The following is a 17,525-nucleotide window of genomic DNA, read 5'->3' as shown; positions in this document are numbered from 1 at the left end:
GCGCCGGATCAGTGACCCGGCTCGTCGTTCCAGAGGATTTTGTGCAGCTGCAGCTGCAGACGCACCGGCAGGTTGTCGGCCACGATCCAGTCCGCCAGGTCGCGCGCGCTCACTTCCTTATGACTGGGAGAGAACAGCACCTCGCCGGCGCGCTGCTCGAGGCGGTACTCGATCAGCTTGGACACCGCCCAGTCATAGTCCTCGCGGGAGCAGATGACGAACTTCACCTGATCGTTGGCCGTCAGGTAGGCGATATTCTCGTAGCGGTTGCGACCGACCTCGGCTGAACCGGGGGTTTTCAGGTCGACCACCTTGCTCACCCGCGGGTCCACAGCGGAAACGTCAAGGGCGCCACTGGTTTCGATGGAGACCTCGTAACCGGCATCGCACAGGCGCTGCAGCAGCGGGATGCAATTCGGCTGGGCCAGCGGTTCACCGCCAGTGACGCAGATATAGCGCGGCTTGAAGGCGGCAACGCGTTCGAGGATGGCGTCGAGTGTCATGATCTCGCCGCCGCTGAACGCGTAGGCGGTATCGCAGTACTGACAACGCAGGGGGCAGCCGGTCAGGCGCACGAAAACCGTCGGCAATCCGGCGGTACGTGTTTCCCCCTGCAACGAGTAGAAAATCTCGGTAATTCGCAGGGTTTGATGCATATCAGCCACGGGCGTGACGGCTAAACAGGCCATCCGCCTCCGTTGCGGGAATGAAGGTTGGAGGCCGGCGATTCTAACGAAAAAACCCGCGACTGGCGCGGGTTTTCGTGATTCGGCGGTCCGAAGTCAGGGCAGGCGTTGCAGGTCGCGTTGAGCGAGTTGCGCAGCGGAACTGCCGGGGAACTGAGTGACCACCTGCTGAAGGATGGTCTTGGCCTTGGCAGTGTTGCCCTGGCGCTGCTCGACATCCGCCAGCTTGTACAGGGAGTCCGGCACCTTCGGATGCTGCGGATAGGCCTGGCCAACGCGAGCAAAGGCTTGACTGGCGCCAGGCAGGTCGCCTTTGGCGAGATTCACTTCCCCCAGCCAGTACTGCGCGTTACCGGCATATTGGCTATTGGGGTACTTGCGCAGGAAGGCGTTGAAGGCCTGACTGGCCTTATCGAAGTCTTTCTGCTTGATCAGGTCGAAGGCCGCGTCGTAGTAGAGCTTTTCCTTCGCGGGGTCGCCCGGTTCGCTGCTGGCAGCCGGTTGCTGCGCGGGAGCGGCTGGGGCGCCGTTGGCAGCGGGGGCGCCAGCGGCAGGAGAATTCGGGGCTACCGGTGCGCCGGCGGCGGCACCACCGGAAACACGGCGATCGAGGTCCTGGTAACGCTCCAGGCTTTCCTGTTTCAGGCGCTGGATCTCGTACTGCTGCTCCTCGAGCATGCCGCGCAGGCGAGCAATCTCTTCCTGCATTTGTTGGAGCTGCATGAACAGCTCGCCCTGCGCTGAGACAGGGGCCGCTGGGGCCCCTGTCCCGGCGTAGGCAGCGCCAGTCGTGCCGTAACCGGCCGGCGGGTAACTGGTGCCGTAACCGGCGTTGTTATCCACCACGGGAACCTCAGCCAGCGCCGTGAACGGCAAACTGGAGAGGGCCAGGAAAGTCAGAGCACGACTGGACTTGCGCATCGCGAATTACTTACGCAGTTCTACGCGGCGGTTTTGCGCCCAGGACTGCTCGTCGTTGCCAGTGGCAACCGGACGCTCTTCGCCGTAGGAAACCAGTTCAGCCTGAGCCGGGGAAACGCCCTGCAGAACCAGGTAGCGCTGAACAGCCTTGGCACGACGCTCACCCAGAGCCATGTTGTACTCGCGGGTGCCGCGCTCGTCGGTGTGGCCTTCCAGGACAACGCGGTTGCCGTTGGCCTTCAGGTCTTTGGCGTGTACGTCCAGAGCGCGCATGGCTTCCGGCTTCAGGTCGGAGCTGTCGTACTCGAAGTAGAAGGTGGTGATAGCGCGCAGAGCGGCTTCTTCGCTCATGCTGCCGTCTACACCGCTGCCACCGGCATTGTAGCCAGCGTTCGGGTCAACAGCGCCTTCACCGGTGCCTTCGCCGCCTTTGGACGAGCAACCAACAGCTACGGCCATGGCCAGAGCGAGAGCGGCAAACTTGCCGAATTTCAGCATTTCCATCATGTAACTCCTAATGAACCCCAGGTGTGTTTAGCAAAGGTATTTTTTGTGACCGCTTCAGTTCAGGTACGGCGACCAGGACGGTTCGCGAATGTCGCCCTGAACTGTGGGAATCGGGACCCGTACGCGCCCGTTTGTAGACACGAGCATCAGTACGCCGCCCCCCTGCTGGCGAGTTGCGTAGATTAGCATGGTGCCATTGGGCGCAACAGTGGGCGAGTCGTCCAGCGAGGTGCCGGAAAGGATGCGCGGAGCACTGCCCGAGCGGGTCAGATCCTGGGCAGCCACCTTGAAGTTGGTGAAGCCATCCTGACGATGGATCATCACCAACATCTTCTCGTCAGCCGAGAGTTTCGGGTTGGCGTTGTAGTTGCCCACGAAGGTCACGCGCTGCGGCTCGCCGCCGTTGATGTTGGCCTTGTAGATCTGAGGCTTGCCCGCACGATCCGAGGTGAAATAGATGGTCTGGCCATCCGCGCCCCAGAAGGGTTCGGTGTCGATCGACATGTTGTTGGTCACACGGCGCATCTGGCGGCTTCCCAGGTCCATCACGTAGATCTCCGGGTTGCCATCGCGAGACAACACGAACGCCAGGCGATTGCCTTCCGGCGACCAGGCTGGGGCGCCGTTAAGGCCTTCGAAATTAGTGATCTGCTCACGGCGGCCGGTATCGATGTGCTGGATGAAGATGCGCGGGCGCTTCTGCTCGAAGGACACGTAAGCGATGCGGCGGCCATCGGGCGCATAGCGCGGCGACAGGATGGGCTCGCGGGACTGCAGCAGGGTTACGGCGCGCTGGCCATCGTAGTCGGAGCGCTGCAGGGTGTAGCGGGTGTTGTTCACCGAGAAGCGTTCAGCGGTCACGTAGAGCATGCGGGTAGAAAATGCGCCCTTGATGCCGGTGAGCTTCTCGAAGGATTGGTCGGCGATGTAGTGGGCCATGTCGCGCAGTTGGTCGTTGGTACCGCTGACGTTGCCGGCCAAGACCTGCTGTTCGGTGGTGACGTTGAACAGGGCGAACTGCACTTGCAGACGGCCGCCAGCCGGAACGATGCTGCCTACCAGCACGTACTGGGCGCCCAGGGCCTTCCAGTCACGGTAGATGACTTCGCTGGCCTGGCTCGGCAGGCTGATCATGTTCTGGCGCGGAATTGGCTCGAAGTAGCCGGAGTTGCGCAGGTCATTGCCGACGACTTCGGAGATGTCGGTGGGCAGCACGGTACCGCCCTGCCAGCCAAAGGGCACCACGGCGATCGGGGTTGCCCGGTCGGTACCGCTGGTGATCACCAGCGGGTCGGCGGCCTGGACAGAGCCGACCAGCATGGCCACTCCGATCAGGGCGATACGAATCAGGGTTTTCACAGACCTAAATCCTCCGGTTTGAAGATGATGCGGCGCTGCCTGTACATCTGGTCAAAGGTAGCGCGATCCAATTGTTGCATCTCGGGAATGCGCCCGACGCTGCGGACCGCACTCACGGCCGAGCTGTCGAAGGGCGCATCACCGCTGGAGCGAGTGACACTGGCGTTGGTGATGGTGCCATCGGGCAGCATCTCGATCAGTACCTCTACGCTCATGCCATTACGCGCCGATGGCGGACGACGCCACTGCTCGCTGACCAGTTTGATGATCAGGTCATCAAGACTGCCCGCGACCTGGTCGCCCACTTCATCAGCCAGTGCTTGCTGGCGACCGACGTCCTCGGAAAGCAACTCAGCCAGCGCCGCGGCTTTTTTGTCCTCGGTAGCTTTACGCTTGGCCTCCTCCGCTGCCTTCTTTTTCGCAGCATCGGCGGCGGCTTTCTTCTTGGCATCCTCGGCAGCCTTTTTCTTGGCTGCTTCGGCCGTCGCCTTTTTCTTGGCCTCTTCCGCGGCTTTCTTCTTGGCGTCTTCGGCAGCCTTCTTCTTGGCTTCCTCTTCCGCTTTCTTCTTGGCGACGTCGGCGAGTTTCTTTTGTTCTGCCTTCTTCGCTTCGTCGGCTTTCTTGGCTTCGGCCGCTTGCTTGGCCTCCTCGGCCTTCTTCTCAGCCTGCTCGGCCTTTCGAGCCTCTTCGGCTTTCTTTTGTTCCGCCGCCTTGGCCGCGGCGATCTTCTGTTCCTCGGCCTTCTTCTGCTCCATCTGTTCGGTCTCGAACTGCGGTGCAGAAGTCTTCTTGGCCTCACCAGCGATCTTCTGGTTGGTCTGCGTAGTGGCCTGGCTCTGAGACTTCAGTTGGTACAGGGTGGCCTGCACGATGGGCCGGGATGGCGGCAATTCCGGCGTGAAAGCGAAGCTGACGAACAGCATGCCGAACATCAGCGCGTGCAGGGACACGGCCCAGACAGTCGGCCAGAAATAGCTTTCCGAGGAGGAGCGTTCGCTCTGCTGTTGCATCAGGGCGCCTCGGTGATCAGCCCGACATTACCCACGCCGGCCTGCTGCAGGCCGCCCATGACGGCCATGACGGAGCCGTAGTCGACGGCTTTGTCGCCGCGCACGAAGACCTGCACTTTCTTACCCTGGCTGGTGTTCTGGCTCATGATCGCAGTGACCGTCTGTACCAGTTGCGGCAGCGCAGTAGCGGTTTCGCTGCCTTTGCCCTGGTCGGGGTCGACTTCCTCGCCCATGTTCCAGTAGTACGTCTTGTCGGCCTTGATGGAGATGGTCAGCACGCGGGAGTCGTTGTCCTGCGGCAAGGCCTCGCTGGAGACCTTGGGCAGGTCGACCTTCACGCCCTGGTTGAGCATGGGCGCGGTGACCATGAAGATCACCAGCAGCACGAGCATGACGTCGATGTAAGGCACGACGTTCATCTCGGCGACCGGTTTGCGTTTGTGGCGGGTTCTGGCCATGGCTTTAAACCTTTCCTCTCAGGGGCCCGGCGACTTACTCGTCGCTGGTGTGCACTTTGCGGTGCAGGATGGCCTGGAACTCGTCGGCGAAGGTGTAGTAACGACTGATCAGGGTCTCACCACGAGCGGAGAAGCGGTTGTAGGCGATTACGGCCGGAATCGCGGCGAACAGGCCGATCGCGGTGGCGATCAGCGCTTCGGCGATGCCGGGTGCCACAGTGGCCAGGGTCGCCTGCTGCACCTGGGCCAGGCCGCGGAAGGAGTTCATGATGCCCCATACGGTACCGAACAGGCCGATGTAAGGGCTGGTGGAACCCACCGTCGCAAGGAAGGGCAGACTCTGCTCGATCTTCTCTTCTTCACGAGAAATGGCCACGCGCATCGCACGGGCAACGCCTTCCATCACGGCGTCCGGGTCCACGCCGGCCTGCTGGCGCAGTCGGGAGAACTCCTTGAAGCCGGCACGGAAGATCTGCTCGACGCCGCAGTCCGGATCCGGATTGCTGCCGGCCTGACGGTAGAGCTTGGACAGGTCGATACCGGACCAGAAACGCTCTTCGAAGGTCTCCAGGGACTTCTTGGCGGCGCGCAGCATGTTGCTGCGCTGGAAAATCATGATCCAGGAGGTGACCGAGGCGGCCACCAGGGTCAGCATGACCAGCTGCACCACGATACTGGCGTTGCTGATCAGGCTCCACATGGAGGTATGGTCGACGACGTTGGCTTCCACGCTTAATCTCCTGCTGGGAATAGACCCGGGTCGGCGGCGAAGGCTGAACGCAGCGCTTCGGGAATCGCCCGGGGTTTCAAACTGTCGGCACGTACACAGGCAATCAGGAACTGCCCTTCGCATAGCAATGCGCCATCGGCAGCTCGCCTGACCTGTTGACGAAAACGCAGGCTGGCACGGTTCAACTCGATTACCTCGGCACTGACATCCAGCTCATCGTCCAGCTTCGCGGGCGCCATATAGCGCGCTTCGGCCGAATGCACGACGAACAGCAGGTTCTCCCCGGCCAGCTCCGACTGGGCAAAGCCCAGACTGCGCAGACACTCGGTACGAGCCCGCTCCATGAACTTGAGGTAATTGACGTAGTAGACGATGCCACCAGCATCAGTGTCCTCGTAATAGACACGACAACGATGCTGGAATGGCTGGGCCCCATTTTGCGCGCGCATACTCTAGTGCTTACTCCTAAGGTTGCCAATCCGGCGGGGCAACTGTTTTTTCATGGCTCAGTCCTTGCCGAGCGCTTCGACCACGAAAGCGTCTATTCGTCACCCGAGCCGAACAGATCGGCTGTCGGATTTTCCGCCATCCGCTTGGGCAGGTTCAGCCCGAAGTGTAAGTAGGCATGACGGGTCACCACCCTCCCCCGTGGCGTGCGCATGATGTAGCCCTGCTGGATCAGGTAGGGCTCGAGCACGTCCTCGATCGTGTGACGTTCCTCACTGATGGCCGCAGCCAGGTTGTCGACACCCACCGGACCGCCGTCGAACTTGTCGATCATGGTCAGCAATAGACGCCGGTCCTGGTGGTCGAAGCCACGCTCGTCAACATCCAGCAGGTTCAGGGCCTTGTCGGCGATGACGCGGGTGATCTCCCCCTGCCCGCGCACTTCGGCGAAATCGCGCACCCGGCGCAGCAGGCGGTTGGCGATACGCGGCGTACCCCGGGCGCGACGGGCAATCTCGAAGGCCCCCTCGGGCTCGATGTGCAGGCCGAGGATGCCGGCGGATCGGGCTACGATCGTGGCCAGGTCCTGGGTGTTGTAGAACTCCAGGCGCTGGACAATGCCGAAGCGGTCGCGCAATGGGTTGGTCAGCATGCCTGCGCGAGTGGTCGCGCCCACCAGCGTGAAGGGCGGCAGGTCAAGCTTGATGGAACGCGCTGCCGGGCCCTCGCCGATCATGATGTCGAGCTGGAAATCTTCCATCGCCGGGTAGAGCACTTCTTCGACTATGGGCGAGAGGCGATGGATCTCGTCGACGAAGAGCACGTCGCCGGCTTCCAGATTGGTCAGCAATGCCGCCAGATCGCCCGGGCGTTCCAGCACAGGGCCGGAGGTGCTTTTGATGGCCACGCCCATTTCACTGGCGATGATGTTTGCCAGCGTGGTCTTGCCAAGGCCAGGCGGGCCGAAAATCAGGGTGTGGTCGAGGGCCTCGCTCCGCCCTTTGGCAGCCTGGATGAACAGCTCCATCTGCTCGCGCACCACCGGCTGGCCGATATAGTCGGCCAGTTTCAACGGGCGGATGGCACGGTCCAGCTGCTCGTCGCGGTCGCGGCTGCTGGCGGTGATCAGGCGGTCAGCTTCGATCATGCGGGTTTACACCATTCCTTTCAGGGCGCGGCGGATCATTTCTTCACTGGACAACCCGTCTTCCTTGATGGCGGACACCGCGCGACTGGCCTCCGGCGGCTTGAAGCCAAGAGCGATAAGCGCGGCCAGGGCATCACTCTCGGCACTGGAGACTGCCACGCCAACCCGGGGTTCGACCACCAGGGTGGCGATGGCCGGCATGCTTTCCCAGGCTTTGAAGCGGTCCTTGAGTTCCACCAACAGGCGCTCGGCGGTCTTCTTGCCGACACCGGGAATCTTCACCAGGGTCGACGTATCCTGGGCCTGCACACAGCGCACCAGCTCGTCCACTTCCAGGCCGGACATCAGGGCCAGGGCCAACTTGGGGCCGACCCCGTTCAGCCGAATCAACTCACGGAACAGCTCACGCTCGCGTTTCTCGAAGAAGCCGTACAACAGATGGGCGTCCTCGCGCACCACCAGATGGGTGTGCAGGGTCACCGGCTCACCTACCGACGGAAGGCGATAAAGAGTCGTCATGGGCACTTCCAGCTCATAGCCCACGCCGTTGACGTCGAGAATCAGGTGCGGCGGTTGCTTCTCAGCCAGGTTGCCGCGCAGGCGTCCAATCACGAATAGCGTCCTATGTATTGATTACAAACGGAGACGGCCGCCCCGCCGCTTGGCGGTGGCCAGACCATGGGGAATCAGACTCTGCCGGTGGTGCGCGTGGCAAAGCGCAATGGCCAGAGCGTCCGAGGCGTCGATCTGCGGCTTCTGTACCAGCTTGAGCAGGTGCATGACCATCATCTGGACCTGTTGCTTGTCGGCGCCGCCGGTTCCAGCGATGGCCTGCTTGACCTGACTGGCCGTGTACTCGGCGATTTCCAGGCCAGCCTCGGCTGCCGCGACTATGGCGGCACCCCGAGCCTGGCCCAGCTTGAGCGCGGAATCGGCGTTGCGCGCCATGAACACCTGTTCGATGCCCATGGTCACGGGCTCGAAGGTGCGAATGACCTCGCTCACGCCGCGAAAGACAATCTGCAAGCGTTCATGCAGCGGACCGGCGCCGGTGCGGATGCAGCCCGAGGCGATGTATTCGCAGCCGCGCCCGGTGTCGCGAACCACACCGTAGCCGGTGATGCGCGAGCCGGGGTCGATACCAAGAATCAGGGTCATGCCGCCGCAAGCTCCACGAGCTGACCCAAGGCCAGCACACTGTTTATTTATCCAGCCGCGAGTATACGGACCGGCCCACCAACAAAAAAGCCGGAAGCGCACGGGGGCGACTTCCGGCTTCGGGATCACGCAAGCAATCAGCCGAGTTGTTCCATGATCTCGTCGGAGATTTCAGCGTTGTGGTAGACGTTCTGCACGTCGTCCAGATCTTCCAGCATGTCGATCAGCTTCAACACCTTCTGCGCCGTTTCCAGATCGGCGATCGGCGCGGTGATCGACGGGATCATCGCCACCTCGGCCTCGTCGCCCTTGAAGCCAGCGGCGGTCAGGGCCTCGTTCACCGAGAGGAAGTCGGCAAAGGTGGTGTAGACCTCGACGGAACCGTCTTCTTCGGCCACGACGTCGTCAGCGCCAGCTTCCAGCGCCGCTTCCATCAGAGCCTCTTCATTGACCCCCGGGGCGTAGCTGATCTGACCCTTGCGATCGAACATGTAGGCAACCGAGCCATCGGTGCCCAGGTTGCCGCCGCACTTGCTGAAGGCGTGACGCACTTCGGCCGCGGTGCGGTTACGGTTGTCGGTCATGGCTTCGACGATGATGGCCACGCCACTCGGCGCATAACCTTCGTAGCTCAGCTCGACCATGTTGTCGGCGTCGTTGGAACCGGCACCGCGAGCGATGGCCCGATCGATGGTGTCGCGGGTCATGTTCGCAGTCAGCGCCTTGTCCACGGCCAGGCGCAGACGCGGGTTGTCCGCCGGGCTCGGACCGCCGTGCTTGGCGGCTACCGTCAGCTCACGGATGAGCTTGGTGAAGATCTTGCCGCGCTTGGCGTCCTGGCGTTCTTTGCGGTGCTTGATGTTGGCCCATTTGGAATGACCAGCCATAACTCACTCCGTACTCTCTGAACGGACGGCGCCTTCTGGCGCCGTCTCGGGTTGGTTCTATTTACTCGGCCTTGGCCTGTTCGCGCAGGCGGATGTTCAGCTCGCGCAGGGCCTTGGCATCCACAGCACCCGGAGCCTGGGTCATGACGTCGCCAGCGCTCTGGGTTTTCGGGAAGGCGATGACCTCGCGGATCGACGAAGCGCCGGTCATCAGCATCACCAGACGATCCAGGCCGAAGGCCAGGCCACCGTGCGGCGGGGCACCGTACTTCAAGGCGTCGAGGAGGAAGCCGAACTTCTCTTCCTGCTCCGCATCGTCGATGCCCAGCACACGGAATACCGCCTGCTGCATGGACTTGTCGTGGATACGGATGGAGCCACCGCCCAACTCGGTGCCGTTCAGCACCATGTCGTAGGCGCGGGACAGGGCCGCGGCCGGATTGCTCTCCAGCTCCTGCGGAGTGCACTTGGGCGAGGTGAACGGGTGGTGCAGCGAGGTCAGGCTGCCATCGTCGTTCTCTTCGAACATCGGGAAGTCCACGACCCACATCGGCGCCCACTCCTTGGTGAGCAGCTTGAGGTCATGGCCGACCTTGATACGCAGCGCGCCCAGGGCGTCGCAGACGATCTTGGCCTTGTCGGCGCCGAAGAACACGATGTCGCCGTCAACCGCACCGACGCGGTCGAGGATCACATTGAGGTTCTCTTCGGGGATGAACTTGACGATGGGCGACTGCAAGCCCTCGACGCCCTTGGCGCGCTCGTTGACCTTGATGTAGGCAAGCCCCTTGGCACCGTAGATGCCGACGAACTTGGTGTAGTCGTCGATCTGGCTGCGCGGCATGGAGGCGGCACCCGGCACGCGCAGGGCGGCAACGCGGCCCTTCGGATCGTTGGCTGGACCGGAGAAGACCTTGAATTCCACTGCGCTCAGCTGGTCGGCAACGTCAACCAGCTCCAGCGGAATACGCAGGTCCGGCTTGTCGGAACCGTAGCGACGCATGGCTTCTTCGAACGGCATGTGCGGGAACTCGTCGAACTCGACATCCAGCACTTCCTTGAACAGCTGGCGCACCATCTTCTCGGTGATACCGATGATGTCGCTTTCATCCAGGAAGCTGGTCTCGATGTCGATCTGGGTGAATTCCGGCTGGCGGTCTGCACGCAGGTCTTCGTCGCGGAAGCACTTGGCGATCTGGTAGTAGCGGTCGAAGCCGGCCACCATCAGCAGCTGCTTGAACAGCTGGGGCGATTGCGGCAGGGCGAAGAAGTGGCCCGGGTAGGTGCGGCTCGGCACCAGGTAGTCACGGGCGCCTTCCGGAGTCGGACGACCCAGGATCGGGGTTTCCACATCGAGGAAACCGTTCTCGTCCAGATAGCGGCGGATGCTGCTGGTGATGCGCGCGCGCAGCTTGAGCTTGGCTGCCATTTCCGGACGGCGCAGGTCGATGAAGCGGTAGCGCAGACGGGTTTCTTCACCCACGTCGGAGTACTCGTCCAGCGGGAAGGGGGGAGTCTCGGCCTGGTTCAGGACTTCGAGTTCGTAGCCCAGCACTTCGATGGCGCCGGACGCCATGTTGGCGTTGCGCGCGCCTTCCGGACGCAGGCGGACCTTGCCGGTGATCTTGACCACGAATTCACTGCGGACGCGGTCGGCGCGGGCGAAGGTTTCTTCGCGATCCGGGTCGAACACCACCTGGGCCAGGCCTTCGCGGTCACGGATATCGAGGAAAATGACCCCGCCGTGGTCGCGGCGGCGGTGTACCCAACCGCAGAGGGTGACTTCCTGGCCGTCCAGGCTCTCGTTCAGTTGGCCGCAATAGTGGCTGCGCATCATGGTCGTGTTTCGCTTCTCTTGAGTCGTGAGTTCGTCCGCCCACCGAAGGACGGCAGAGCATCCGGCGGAGGTGCAACCCCCTGCCGGACAGGCCGGGGTTCGCGGCAAAGAGCGGGATTATATAGCGTAAATTGTCACCGCGCAGCCGCCTGCCCTGCCACCCCGCAAGCCCTGATCGAGAGCGGGGTCGCTTGCTGGGCCGCAGGGCAGTGTCTAATCTCGCCAACACTCGCCCGACGGACGGACGCGAAGCACACAAGGAAGGAGCGGAGATGCAATCGCTTGCAGGGAAAGTCGCAGTAATCACGGGGGCTGGCTCCGGTATCGGTCGCGCCCTGGCCAACCACTTGGCCGACCAGGGCTGCCACCTCGCTCTTGCGGATATAGATGTCGAGGGCCTCGAAGCCACTGCCGCGCCGCTGCGTCGAGATGGCCTGCAACTCTCCACCCATCCACTGGACGTCTCCGATCGCGATGCCGTACATGCCTTCGCCGTCAATGTGCTGACCCACCACGGACAAGCCCACCTTGTGATCAACAACGCCGGCGTGGCGGTATCCCAGACCATCGCCGAGCTTCGCTACGACGATTTCGAGTGGCTGATGGGCATCAATTTCTGGGGCGTGGTCCACGGTACCAAGGCCTTCCTGCCTCACCTGCTGAGCAAGGGCGAAGGCCACATCATCAACGTGTCGAGCATCTTCGGCATCGTCAGTCTGCCCACCCAGGGCGCCTATAACGCCAGCAAGTTCGCGGTGCGCGGGTTCACCGAAGCGCTGCGTCAGGAACTCTGCGGCACCGCGATCAAGGTCAGCTGCGTCCACCCAGGGGGCATCCGAACCAACATCGCCCGCTCGGCGCGCTTTTATCAGGGCATCGATGGCAGGACCGACGCCACCAAGGCTGCGGCCCGCTTCGACAAACTGGCGCGCACCTCTGCGGATCAAGCCGCACAGATCATCATCAAGGGCATAAAGGCCGGTCAGCCGCGCATCATGGTCGGTGCCGATGCCCGCTTCCTCGACCACCTGCAACGCCTGCTACCTGCCAACTACCCTCGCCTGCTGGGCAAACTGCTGAAAAAGAGTTGAACCCCGTGCAGACCAATGACTTCTAAGCATCGCCTTCATTGATAGAAGACAAGGCTACCCCCTACGCACCCCGTGTTAGGCTTTGCCCATCACGGCCCCGGTTCGGGCCACAAGCTACCGAGAGGAGAACTGGTATGGAAATCAACATCGGAATCGCGGAACAGGATCGCGCCGCCATCGCAGAGGGTCTGTCCCGCCTGCTGGCCGACACCTACACCCTCTATCTCAAGACTCACAACTTCCACTGGAACGTCACCGGGCCGATGTTCAACACCCTGCACCTGATGTTCGAAGGGCAGTACAACGAACTCTCCCTGGCAGTGGACGCCATCGCCGAACGTATCCGCGCCCTGGGCTTCCCTGCGCCCGGCACCTACGCTGCCTACGCCCGCCTGTCTTCCATCAAGGAAGAAGAAGGCGTACCGGCCGCCGAGGACATGATCAAGCAACTGGTCCAAGGCCAGGAGGCCGTCGTGCGTACCGCCCGCGGCATTTTCCCGCTATTGGACAAGGTCAGCGACGAACCCACCGCCGACCTGCTGACCCAGCGCATGCAAGTCCACGAAAAGACTGCATGGATGCTCCGCAGCCTGCTCGCCGCCTGACCTCCAGGCACATAAAATAGGCCCGGGATAGCCGGGCCTTTCGCTATGCGCGAAAGCCCGCCTGATCTATGCTCTGGCAATTCGAAATCTCGCCACAGTGAAGTGCATGAGCAAGCCTCCGAAACATCCGTCGCTGCTTGAGCTTTTCCCCGAAGAAACCCGTGAGGCGGCCGACCTGCTGAAGCAGGCCATTCCTCACATGGTGCGCCATGCAATACCGCCAAACCCGGTGCACTACGCCCTCTGGTACACCTACAGCAAGGGTGTGGAGCCGGACCTCAACCGCCGACTGGACAAGATCACCAACGATTTCGACATCTTCCCGCCGGAGTCGGCCATCAAGCTGTTCCGCGAATACATCATTCGCGGAGAATTGGACGAGGCGCGTCATGGCCAGCAACAGGTCATCGACCTGGTAGACGACATCGAGGGCGACGTCAGCCGCAGCGTCAATGGCAGCCAGGCCTACCAGAACAGCCTGACTGCAGGGCTGGCCGCCCTGCACGAACCCATCATCGACGATCTACCCAGCGTGCTGAACCATCTCCAGGAAAGCACCCAGCTGATGCAGGAACAGCAGGAGCAGTTCCTCTATCGCCTGCGCGCTGCACAGGCGGAAATCCAGAACCTGCGCAACCAACTGGAACGCGCGCAGCTGGCCGCCACCCTGGACGGCCTGACTCAGGTGTTCAACCGCCAGGCATTTACTCGCCTGCTGGAGCAATCCCTGAAAGGCGGCCAGGAAGGCCTGGCGCTGGTGATGCTGGATATCGACCACTTCAAGCAATTCAACGACCAGTTCGGCCATCCACTGGGGGATCGCGTGCTCCAGCACGTAGGACAGTTGCTGCGGGAGCTGTTGCCACCGCGCGCCATGGCCGGTCGCTACGGCGGCGAAGAGTTCTGTGTGGTACTGCGTGACTGCCAGGACCTGGACGCTGCACGGACCTTTGCCGAGAAACTGCGCAACAAAATGCAAGCACTGCGCGTGAAAGTCCGCCGCACAGATCAAGTGCTCGACACGATCACCGCCAGCTTCGGCCTGGCCCTGGCGGAACCCGGCGACACCCTGGAAAGCCTTATCACCCGGGCCGACGACGCCCTCTATCAGGCCAAGCGCAATGGCCGCAACCAGGTGCATCCGCCAGCCACGGAAGAAGCGCTAACCGCTTGATTTGAGTAGCCCTCTCCTTTCCTGTTAAATACAGCCGGTGCCGCAGGTCGATCCAGCGACCTGCGGCATAGGCCGATGGCATGCCCTCTTCATCTCGCGTGGCCCGGCTCTTCCGTTAGAGATTCCGTTTCCAAGGTGAATCCATTGAACATACTGAAAATCGTCCATCTGTTGACGGGCGCTGCCGCTTTGCTGCTGTCCTTCATTCCTAGCCTGCGCGCTGACGCCCTCCCCTACCTGCAACAACCCGATGCGCTTTACCTGGCCTTCTGCGGCCTGCTTAACCTGCTGCTGGCGCCGGTGGTTCCTGCCTGGGCCAAGGGCCTTCACAACCAGCTGCAGAACCTGGTTTCCGCCCTACTGGTGCTGGCAGTGATCCTGCAGACCCTGATTCTTCTGGCCCCTCTGCCGACAATCGGCGAGCAGCCGGCCGTCCTCGTCAGCCTCCTTGCGGTGATTCTCGGCGTCGCACTTCATCTGGCCATCAACCTGCGCAAGGTAACCCAGGCACCGCTACTGCCCCAGGACATGTCCAACCGCGAAACCGGCACCGTGAAGTGGTTCAACACCTCAAAGGGCTTCGGTTTCATCTCCCGTGACTCCGGGGATGACATCTTCGTGCACTTCCGCGCCATTCGCGGCGAAGGCCACCGCGTGCTGATCGAAGGCCAGCGCGTGGAGTTCTCTGTGATCCAGCGGGACAAAGGCCTGCAGGCCGAAGACGTGATTGCCGCACTGCCCAGCCGACGCTGATAGCAACAACGAAACAGGCCGCTAATTGGCGACCTGTTTCATGGGCGATCAGTAATGGGGCGGGGGCGCCTCGTCCTCGCTAGGGCCGAACTGGCCAAGCAGCTCCTCCTGGCGCTTGGCCAGTGCCGCCACCTGAAGCTGCAGGCGATCTACCGCTTTCTGCTGCTCAACCAGTACATCGTTCAGGGTCTGGATGGTGTCATCCTGAAAAGCCAGTCGGCTCTCCAGGTCAGCAATGCGTAGCTCCAAACTCATGGCTCACTCCTCCACGAAGCGGAAATCATCGGCCAGTACCAGGCGCAGCTTGGCGCGAATGGCGGCCACATCCTCAGTTGAATAGGCCACGGCCGGATGGCGCCCCCAGACCGGAGCAGGCCAGGCCACATCCTCACGGCGCCGCACGATTACATGCATGTGCAACTGACTGACCACATTACCCAGCGTGGCGACGTTCATCTTGTCGGCCCCGAAGGTGTCCTTGAGGGTTTCCGCCAGGAACGTCGTCTCTTGCCAGAGCTGATGCTGCTCGTCAGCGCCGAGCTGAAACAGCTCACTGACTTCCTCGCGACGCGGCACCAGGATGAACCACGGGTACTGGGCATCGTTCATCAACAGCAGGCGGCACAGGGGAAAATCACCGATGGGCAGGGCGTCCTGCTGAAGTCTTGGATCCAAGGCGAACATACTGGCCTCTCCTGTTCGGCGGTAGGGAATTCGAGATTAGCACCCTGCCGCAGCCATACCACCAGCGCAGGGGCGCGCAGCATAGCCAAGGCGCGCGGAGAGCGGAACTCGGAGCGCCCCGCCACCTATATATAAGGAAGCGAAGCGATACAGCGCACCAGAATCGCGCACATCCCGCGCTTCGTTACCTCTCGCCACACTCGAGTTACTCTCCGCAAGCCAGATCGCAGCCACTGACCATCCATGGCTTTGGCGTGATCGCCTGTCAATAGCCACCCGACGCGCAAAATGCCTCATTTCGGGGCAGAGACTTTCCGCTCCAAGCATGCTGGGATCAGGCATTGGCCAAGCTGGAACGACCGCACCACGTGGGTAAGGGAGGTTTTCTTTCCGTCCTCCCCAGTTTGTGCACGGTTGTTGCTTAACAGGTGCCAGGTCACACGCGGGAACGGCAACAACTCCAATGGACGCCCACCCGCATAGTGCCTCGGATACATAGGGGATGAAGGGATGCAAGGCTGAACCTATAGATATGCGACACAGGTCTTTTCGATTTGCGACAGCACTGTGAAGAAATCGTAAGGACTAGGTTTCAACTATCGCCATAATTGTCGCCGTGCTATAAGTTAGCGCCGACACAAAAAGAAAGAACCGCCTTCCATAAATTAAGAAAGCGGCGAGAATCTTCAAAACCAAAGGAGCAATCACAATGCAAGTGATGAAGTGGAGCGCACTGGCTCTGGCCGTGACCGCCGGTAGCATGCAGTTGGCTTTTGCCAGCGCCCAGGAAGAGTCCAAGGGCTTCGTAGAAGACAGCAATCTGACTCTTCTGAACAAGAACTTCTTCTTCTACCGCGACTTCCGTAACAACCCTTCCACCAGCCAGAACTACCGTAAAGAATGGGCCCATGGCATCAGCGCCATGTACGAGTCCGGCTTTACTCAAGGCACTGTAGGCTTCGGCGTTGACGCCCACGGCATGCTGGGCCTGAAGCTGGACAGCGGCAACGGCACCAACGGTACCGGCCTGCTCCCCACCGGCTCTGACGGTCGCTCCCAGGATGATTACTCCTATGCGGGTGGCTCCGTTAAAATGCAGGTGTCCAACACCCAGCTGAAATACGGCAACCTGTTCCCGACCGCTCCGGTATTCGCTACCGGTACCGCTCGTCTGTTCCCGGGCTCCGCTGAAGGCTTCCAGCTGCTGAGCAGCGAGATCGAAGGCCTGAACATCGACGCCGGCCACTTCACCTCCATCCGTGACGGCAGCTCCTCCACCAACAGCCACGGCGAAATCACCACCACCTACACTGGCATCGCCAGTGATAGCGCCGACTACGTGGGCGGTTCCTACTCCTTCACCGACAACGTCAGCGCAAGCCTGTACGGTGCCGAGCTGGAAGACATCTGGCGCCAGTACTACGGCAACCTGAACTGGAACATTCCGTTCAGCGACAGCCAAGCCCTGAATCTGGACTTCAACGTCTACCGCACCCTGGACGAAGGTCAGGCCCTGGCTGGCGATCTCGACAGCACCGCCTGGTCCGCCGCCGCCGCCTACTCCATCGGCGCCCACAAGTTCACCCTGGCCTACCAGAAAGTGAACGGCGACGAACCCTTCGACTACATCGCGATGGACGGCCAAAACTCCGGCGACTCCATCTACCTGGCCAACTCCGTTCAGTACTCCGACTTCAACGGCCCGAACGAGAAGTCCATCCAGGTTCGCTACGACCTGAACATGGCTGAGTACGGCGTACCTGGCCTGAGCTTCATGGCTCGCTACATCACCGGTGAAGACGTTGACGGCACCAAGGCCGACCCGAATGGCGCCTTCGCTGGTGCAATCGGCGAAGATGGCAAGGAATGGGAACGCGACATCGAAGCCAAATACGTGGTTCAGGAAGGTGCTGCTAAAGACCTGTCCATCCGTATTCGTCACGCCAGCTGGCGCGCTAACAACGACATGGCCTTCTTCGGCTCCGCTGGCGGCACCGCCAACGACGAAATCCGTGTGATCACCGAGTACCCGCTGGATATCCTGTAATATCCCTCGCGTACACGTAAGTGA

Annotated in this window: 20 protein-coding genes; 5 read left to right on the top strand and 15 right to left on the bottom strand. The window is 61.6% G+C overall.

Annotated elements, in window-relative coordinates:
* Nucleotides 1-8: 8 nt before the first annotated feature.
* From queE to aspS, 13 genes are all read right to left on the bottom strand, one after another.
* Complete coding sequence (queE, locus tag G559_RS0107220) at nt 9-656, bottom strand: 7-carboxy-7-deazaguanine synthase QueE (protein WP_028627604.1); 648 nt, start codon at nt 654-656, stop codon at nt 9-11.
* A gap of 126 nt (nt 657-782) precedes the next feature.
* Complete coding sequence (gene ybgF / locus G559_RS0107215; RefSeq protein ID WP_028627603.1) at nt 783-1,607, bottom strand: tol-pal system protein YbgF; 825 nt, start codon at nt 1,605-1,607, stop codon at nt 783-785.
* A 6-nt stretch (nt 1,608-1,613) separates the two neighbouring features.
* Entirely contained in the window at nt 1,614-2,111 is a 498-nt protein-coding gene (gene pal / locus G559_RS0107210) for a peptidoglycan-associated lipoprotein Pal (RefSeq protein WP_028627602.1), read from the bottom strand.
* A gap of 57 nt (nt 2,112-2,168) precedes the next feature.
* Nucleotides 2,169-3,473, bottom strand: coding sequence for a Tol-Pal system beta propeller repeat protein TolB (tolB, locus tag G559_RS0107205; protein WP_028627601.1), 1,305 nt, complete (start codon nt 3,471-3,473; stop codon nt 2,169-2,171).
* Entirely contained in the window at nt 3,470-4,483 is a 1,014-nt protein-coding gene (gene tolA, locus G559_RS0107200) for a cell envelope integrity protein TolA (protein ID WP_028627600.1), read from the bottom strand. The genes tolB and tolA overlap by 4 nt, the downstream gene beginning before the upstream one ends.
* Nucleotides 4,483-4,941, bottom strand: a complete 459-nt coding sequence (gene tolR / locus G559_RS0107195) for a protein TolR (RefSeq protein WP_028627599.1) — start codon at nt 4,939-4,941, stop codon at nt 4,483-4,485. The genes tolA and tolR overlap by 1 nt, the downstream gene beginning before the upstream one ends.
* 34 nt (nt 4,942-4,975) lie before the next feature.
* The gene (gene tolQ, locus G559_RS0107190) at nt 4,976-5,671 is read right to left on the bottom strand and encodes a protein TolQ (RefSeq protein WP_028627598.1); all 696 of its coding nucleotides are present in this window, start codon (nt 5,669-5,671) and stop codon (nt 4,976-4,978) included.
* 2 nt (nt 5,672-5,673) lie between these two features.
* Nucleotides 5,674-6,120, bottom strand: coding sequence for a tol-pal system-associated acyl-CoA thioesterase (ybgC, locus tag G559_RS0107185; protein ID WP_028627597.1), 447 nt, complete (start codon nt 6,118-6,120; stop codon nt 5,674-5,676).
* A 92-nt stretch (nt 6,121-6,212) separates the two neighbouring features.
* On the bottom strand, nt 6,213-7,265 hold the full coding sequence (gene ruvB / locus G559_RS0107180; RefSeq protein ID WP_028627596.1) for a Holliday junction branch migration DNA helicase RuvB: 1,053 nt from the start codon (nt 7,263-7,265) through the stop codon (nt 6,213-6,215).
* Between the two features lie 6 nt (nt 7,266-7,271).
* Complete coding sequence (ruvA, locus tag G559_RS0107175; protein ID WP_028627595.1) at nt 7,272-7,877, bottom strand: Holliday junction branch migration protein RuvA; 606 nt, start codon at nt 7,875-7,877, stop codon at nt 7,272-7,274.
* 21 nt (nt 7,878-7,898) lie between these two features.
* Nucleotides 7,899-8,423, bottom strand: a complete 525-nt coding sequence (gene ruvC / locus G559_RS0107170; protein WP_028627594.1) for a crossover junction endodeoxyribonuclease RuvC — start codon at nt 8,421-8,423, stop codon at nt 7,899-7,901.
* Between the two features lie 137 nt (nt 8,424-8,560).
* The gene (locus tag G559_RS0107165; RefSeq protein ID WP_028627593.1) at nt 8,561-9,310 is read right to left on the bottom strand and encodes a YebC/PmpR family DNA-binding transcriptional regulator; all 750 of its coding nucleotides are present in this window, start codon (nt 9,308-9,310) and stop codon (nt 8,561-8,563) included.
* A gap of 61 nt (nt 9,311-9,371) precedes the next feature.
* A complete protein-coding gene (gene aspS / locus G559_RS0107160) occupies nt 9,372-11,147 on the bottom strand; it encodes an aspartate--tRNA ligase (RefSeq protein ID WP_028627592.1) in 1,776 nt (591 codons plus the stop codon).
* A gap of 272 nt (nt 11,148-11,419) precedes the next feature.
* Between aspS and G559_RS0107155 the strand changes: the two genes are divergently transcribed.
* From G559_RS0107155 to G559_RS31225, 4 genes are all read left to right on the top strand, one after another.
* Nucleotides 11,420-12,238: an SDR family NAD(P)-dependent oxidoreductase gene (locus tag G559_RS0107155; protein WP_028627591.1), complete on the top strand. Its 819-nt coding sequence runs from the start codon at nt 11,420-11,422 to the stop codon at nt 12,236-12,238.
* Nucleotides 12,239-12,372: 134 nt separating this feature from the next.
* Nucleotides 12,373-12,843 carry a Dps family protein gene (locus G559_RS0107150; RefSeq protein WP_028627590.1) on the top strand — a complete coding sequence of 157 codons (471 nt, stop codon included), beginning with the start codon at nt 12,373-12,375 and terminating at the stop codon, nt 12,841-12,843.
* 106 nt (nt 12,844-12,949) lie between these two features.
* Nucleotides 12,950-14,017, top strand: coding sequence for a GGDEF domain-containing protein (locus G559_RS0107145; RefSeq protein WP_028627589.1), 1,068 nt, complete (start codon nt 12,950-12,952; stop codon nt 14,015-14,017).
* A 150-nt stretch (nt 14,018-14,167) separates the two neighbouring features.
* Nucleotides 14,168-14,770 (top strand): cold shock domain-containing protein membrane protein, encoded by a 603-nt coding sequence (locus tag G559_RS31225; RefSeq protein ID WP_028627588.1) that lies wholly within the window; start codon nt 14,168-14,170, stop codon nt 14,768-14,770.
* A gap of 48 nt (nt 14,771-14,818) precedes the next feature.
* On the opposite strand, the gene G559_RS0107135 is transcribed toward G559_RS31225, so the two are convergent.
* Together G559_RS0107135 and G559_RS0107130 are read right to left on the bottom strand one after the other, a co-directional pair.
* Complete coding sequence (locus G559_RS0107135; protein WP_028627587.1) at nt 14,819-15,025, bottom strand: SlyX family protein; 207 nt, start codon at nt 15,023-15,025, stop codon at nt 14,819-14,821.
* A gap of 3 nt (nt 15,026-15,028) precedes the next feature.
* Nucleotides 15,029-15,454 carry an HIT family protein gene (locus G559_RS0107130; RefSeq protein WP_028627586.1) on the bottom strand — a complete coding sequence of 142 codons (426 nt, stop codon included), beginning with the start codon at nt 15,452-15,454 and terminating at the stop codon, nt 15,029-15,031.
* Between the two features lie 709 nt (nt 15,455-16,163).
* Here G559_RS0107130 and G559_RS0107125 point away from each other — a divergent pair.
* On the top strand, nt 16,164-17,501 hold the full coding sequence (locus G559_RS0107125; protein ID WP_028627585.1) for an OprD family porin: 1,338 nt from the start codon (nt 16,164-16,166) through the stop codon (nt 17,499-17,501).
* The last annotated feature ends 24 nt before the right edge of the window (nt 17,502-17,525 follow it).

Origin of the sequence: Metapseudomonas resinovorans DSM 21078 (assembly GCF_000423545.1) — a bacterium.
Classification (GTDB): Bacteria; Pseudomonadota; Gammaproteobacteria; order Pseudomonadales; family Pseudomonadaceae; genus Metapseudomonas; species Metapseudomonas resinovorans.
Note: the sequence above shows the minus strand (reverse complement) of the source record. Positions and strands in the feature narration are given on the sequence as shown.

Excerpts from the sequence above, each read along its gene's own strand:
- aspS (WP_028627592.1), bottom strand. The coding sequence starts at position 11,147 with ATGATGCGCAGCCACTATTGCGGCCAACTGAACGAGAGCCTGGACGGC.
- G559_RS0107125 (WP_028627585.1), top strand. The coding sequence starts at position 16,164 with ATGCAAGTGATGAAGTGGAGCGCACTGGCTCTGGCCGTGACCGCCGGT.
- queE (WP_028627604.1), bottom strand. The coding sequence starts at position 656 with ATGCATCAAACCCTGCGAATTACCGAGATTTTCTACTCGTTGCAGGGG.
- G559_RS0107135 (WP_028627587.1), bottom strand. The coding sequence starts at position 15,025 with ATGAGTTTGGAGCTACGCATTGCTGACCTGGAGAGCCGACTGGCTTTT.
- G559_RS0107155 (WP_028627591.1), top strand. The coding sequence starts at position 11,420 with ATGCAATCGCTTGCAGGGAAAGTCGCAGTAATCACGGGGGCTGGCTCC.
- ybgC (WP_028627597.1), bottom strand. The coding sequence starts at position 6,120 with ATGCGCGCGCAAAATGGGGCCCAGCCATTCCAGCATCGTTGTCGTGTC.
- G559_RS0107145 (WP_028627589.1), top strand. The coding sequence starts at position 12,950 with ATGAGCAAGCCTCCGAAACATCCGTCGCTGCTTGAGCTTTTCCCCGAA.
- pal (WP_028627602.1), bottom strand. The coding sequence starts at position 2,111 with ATGGAAATGCTGAAATTCGGCAAGTTTGCCGCTCTCGCTCTGGCCATG.
- tolA (WP_028627600.1), bottom strand. The coding sequence starts at position 4,483 with ATGCAACAGCAGAGCGAACGCTCCTCCTCGGAAAGCTATTTCTGGCCG.
- ruvB (WP_028627596.1), bottom strand. The coding sequence starts at position 7,265 with ATGATCGAAGCTGACCGCCTGATCACCGCCAGCAGCCGCGACCGCGAC.
- ybgF (WP_028627603.1), bottom strand. The coding sequence starts at position 1,607 with ATGCGCAAGTCCAGTCGTGCTCTGACTTTCCTGGCCCTCTCCAGTTTG.
- G559_RS0107130 (WP_028627586.1), bottom strand. The coding sequence starts at position 15,454 with ATGTTCGCCTTGGATCCAAGACTTCAGCAGGACGCCCTGCCCATCGGT.
- G559_RS0107165 (WP_028627593.1), bottom strand. The coding sequence starts at position 9,310 with ATGGCTGGTCATTCCAAATGGGCCAACATCAAGCACCGCAAAGAACGC.
- ruvC (WP_028627594.1), bottom strand. The coding sequence starts at position 8,423 with ATGACCCTGATTCTTGGTATCGACCCCGGCTCGCGCATCACCGGCTAC.
- G559_RS0107150 (WP_028627590.1), top strand. The coding sequence starts at position 12,373 with ATGGAAATCAACATCGGAATCGCGGAACAGGATCGCGCCGCCATCGCA.
- tolR (WP_028627599.1), bottom strand. The coding sequence starts at position 4,941 with ATGGCCAGAACCCGCCACAAACGCAAACCGGTCGCCGAGATGAACGTC.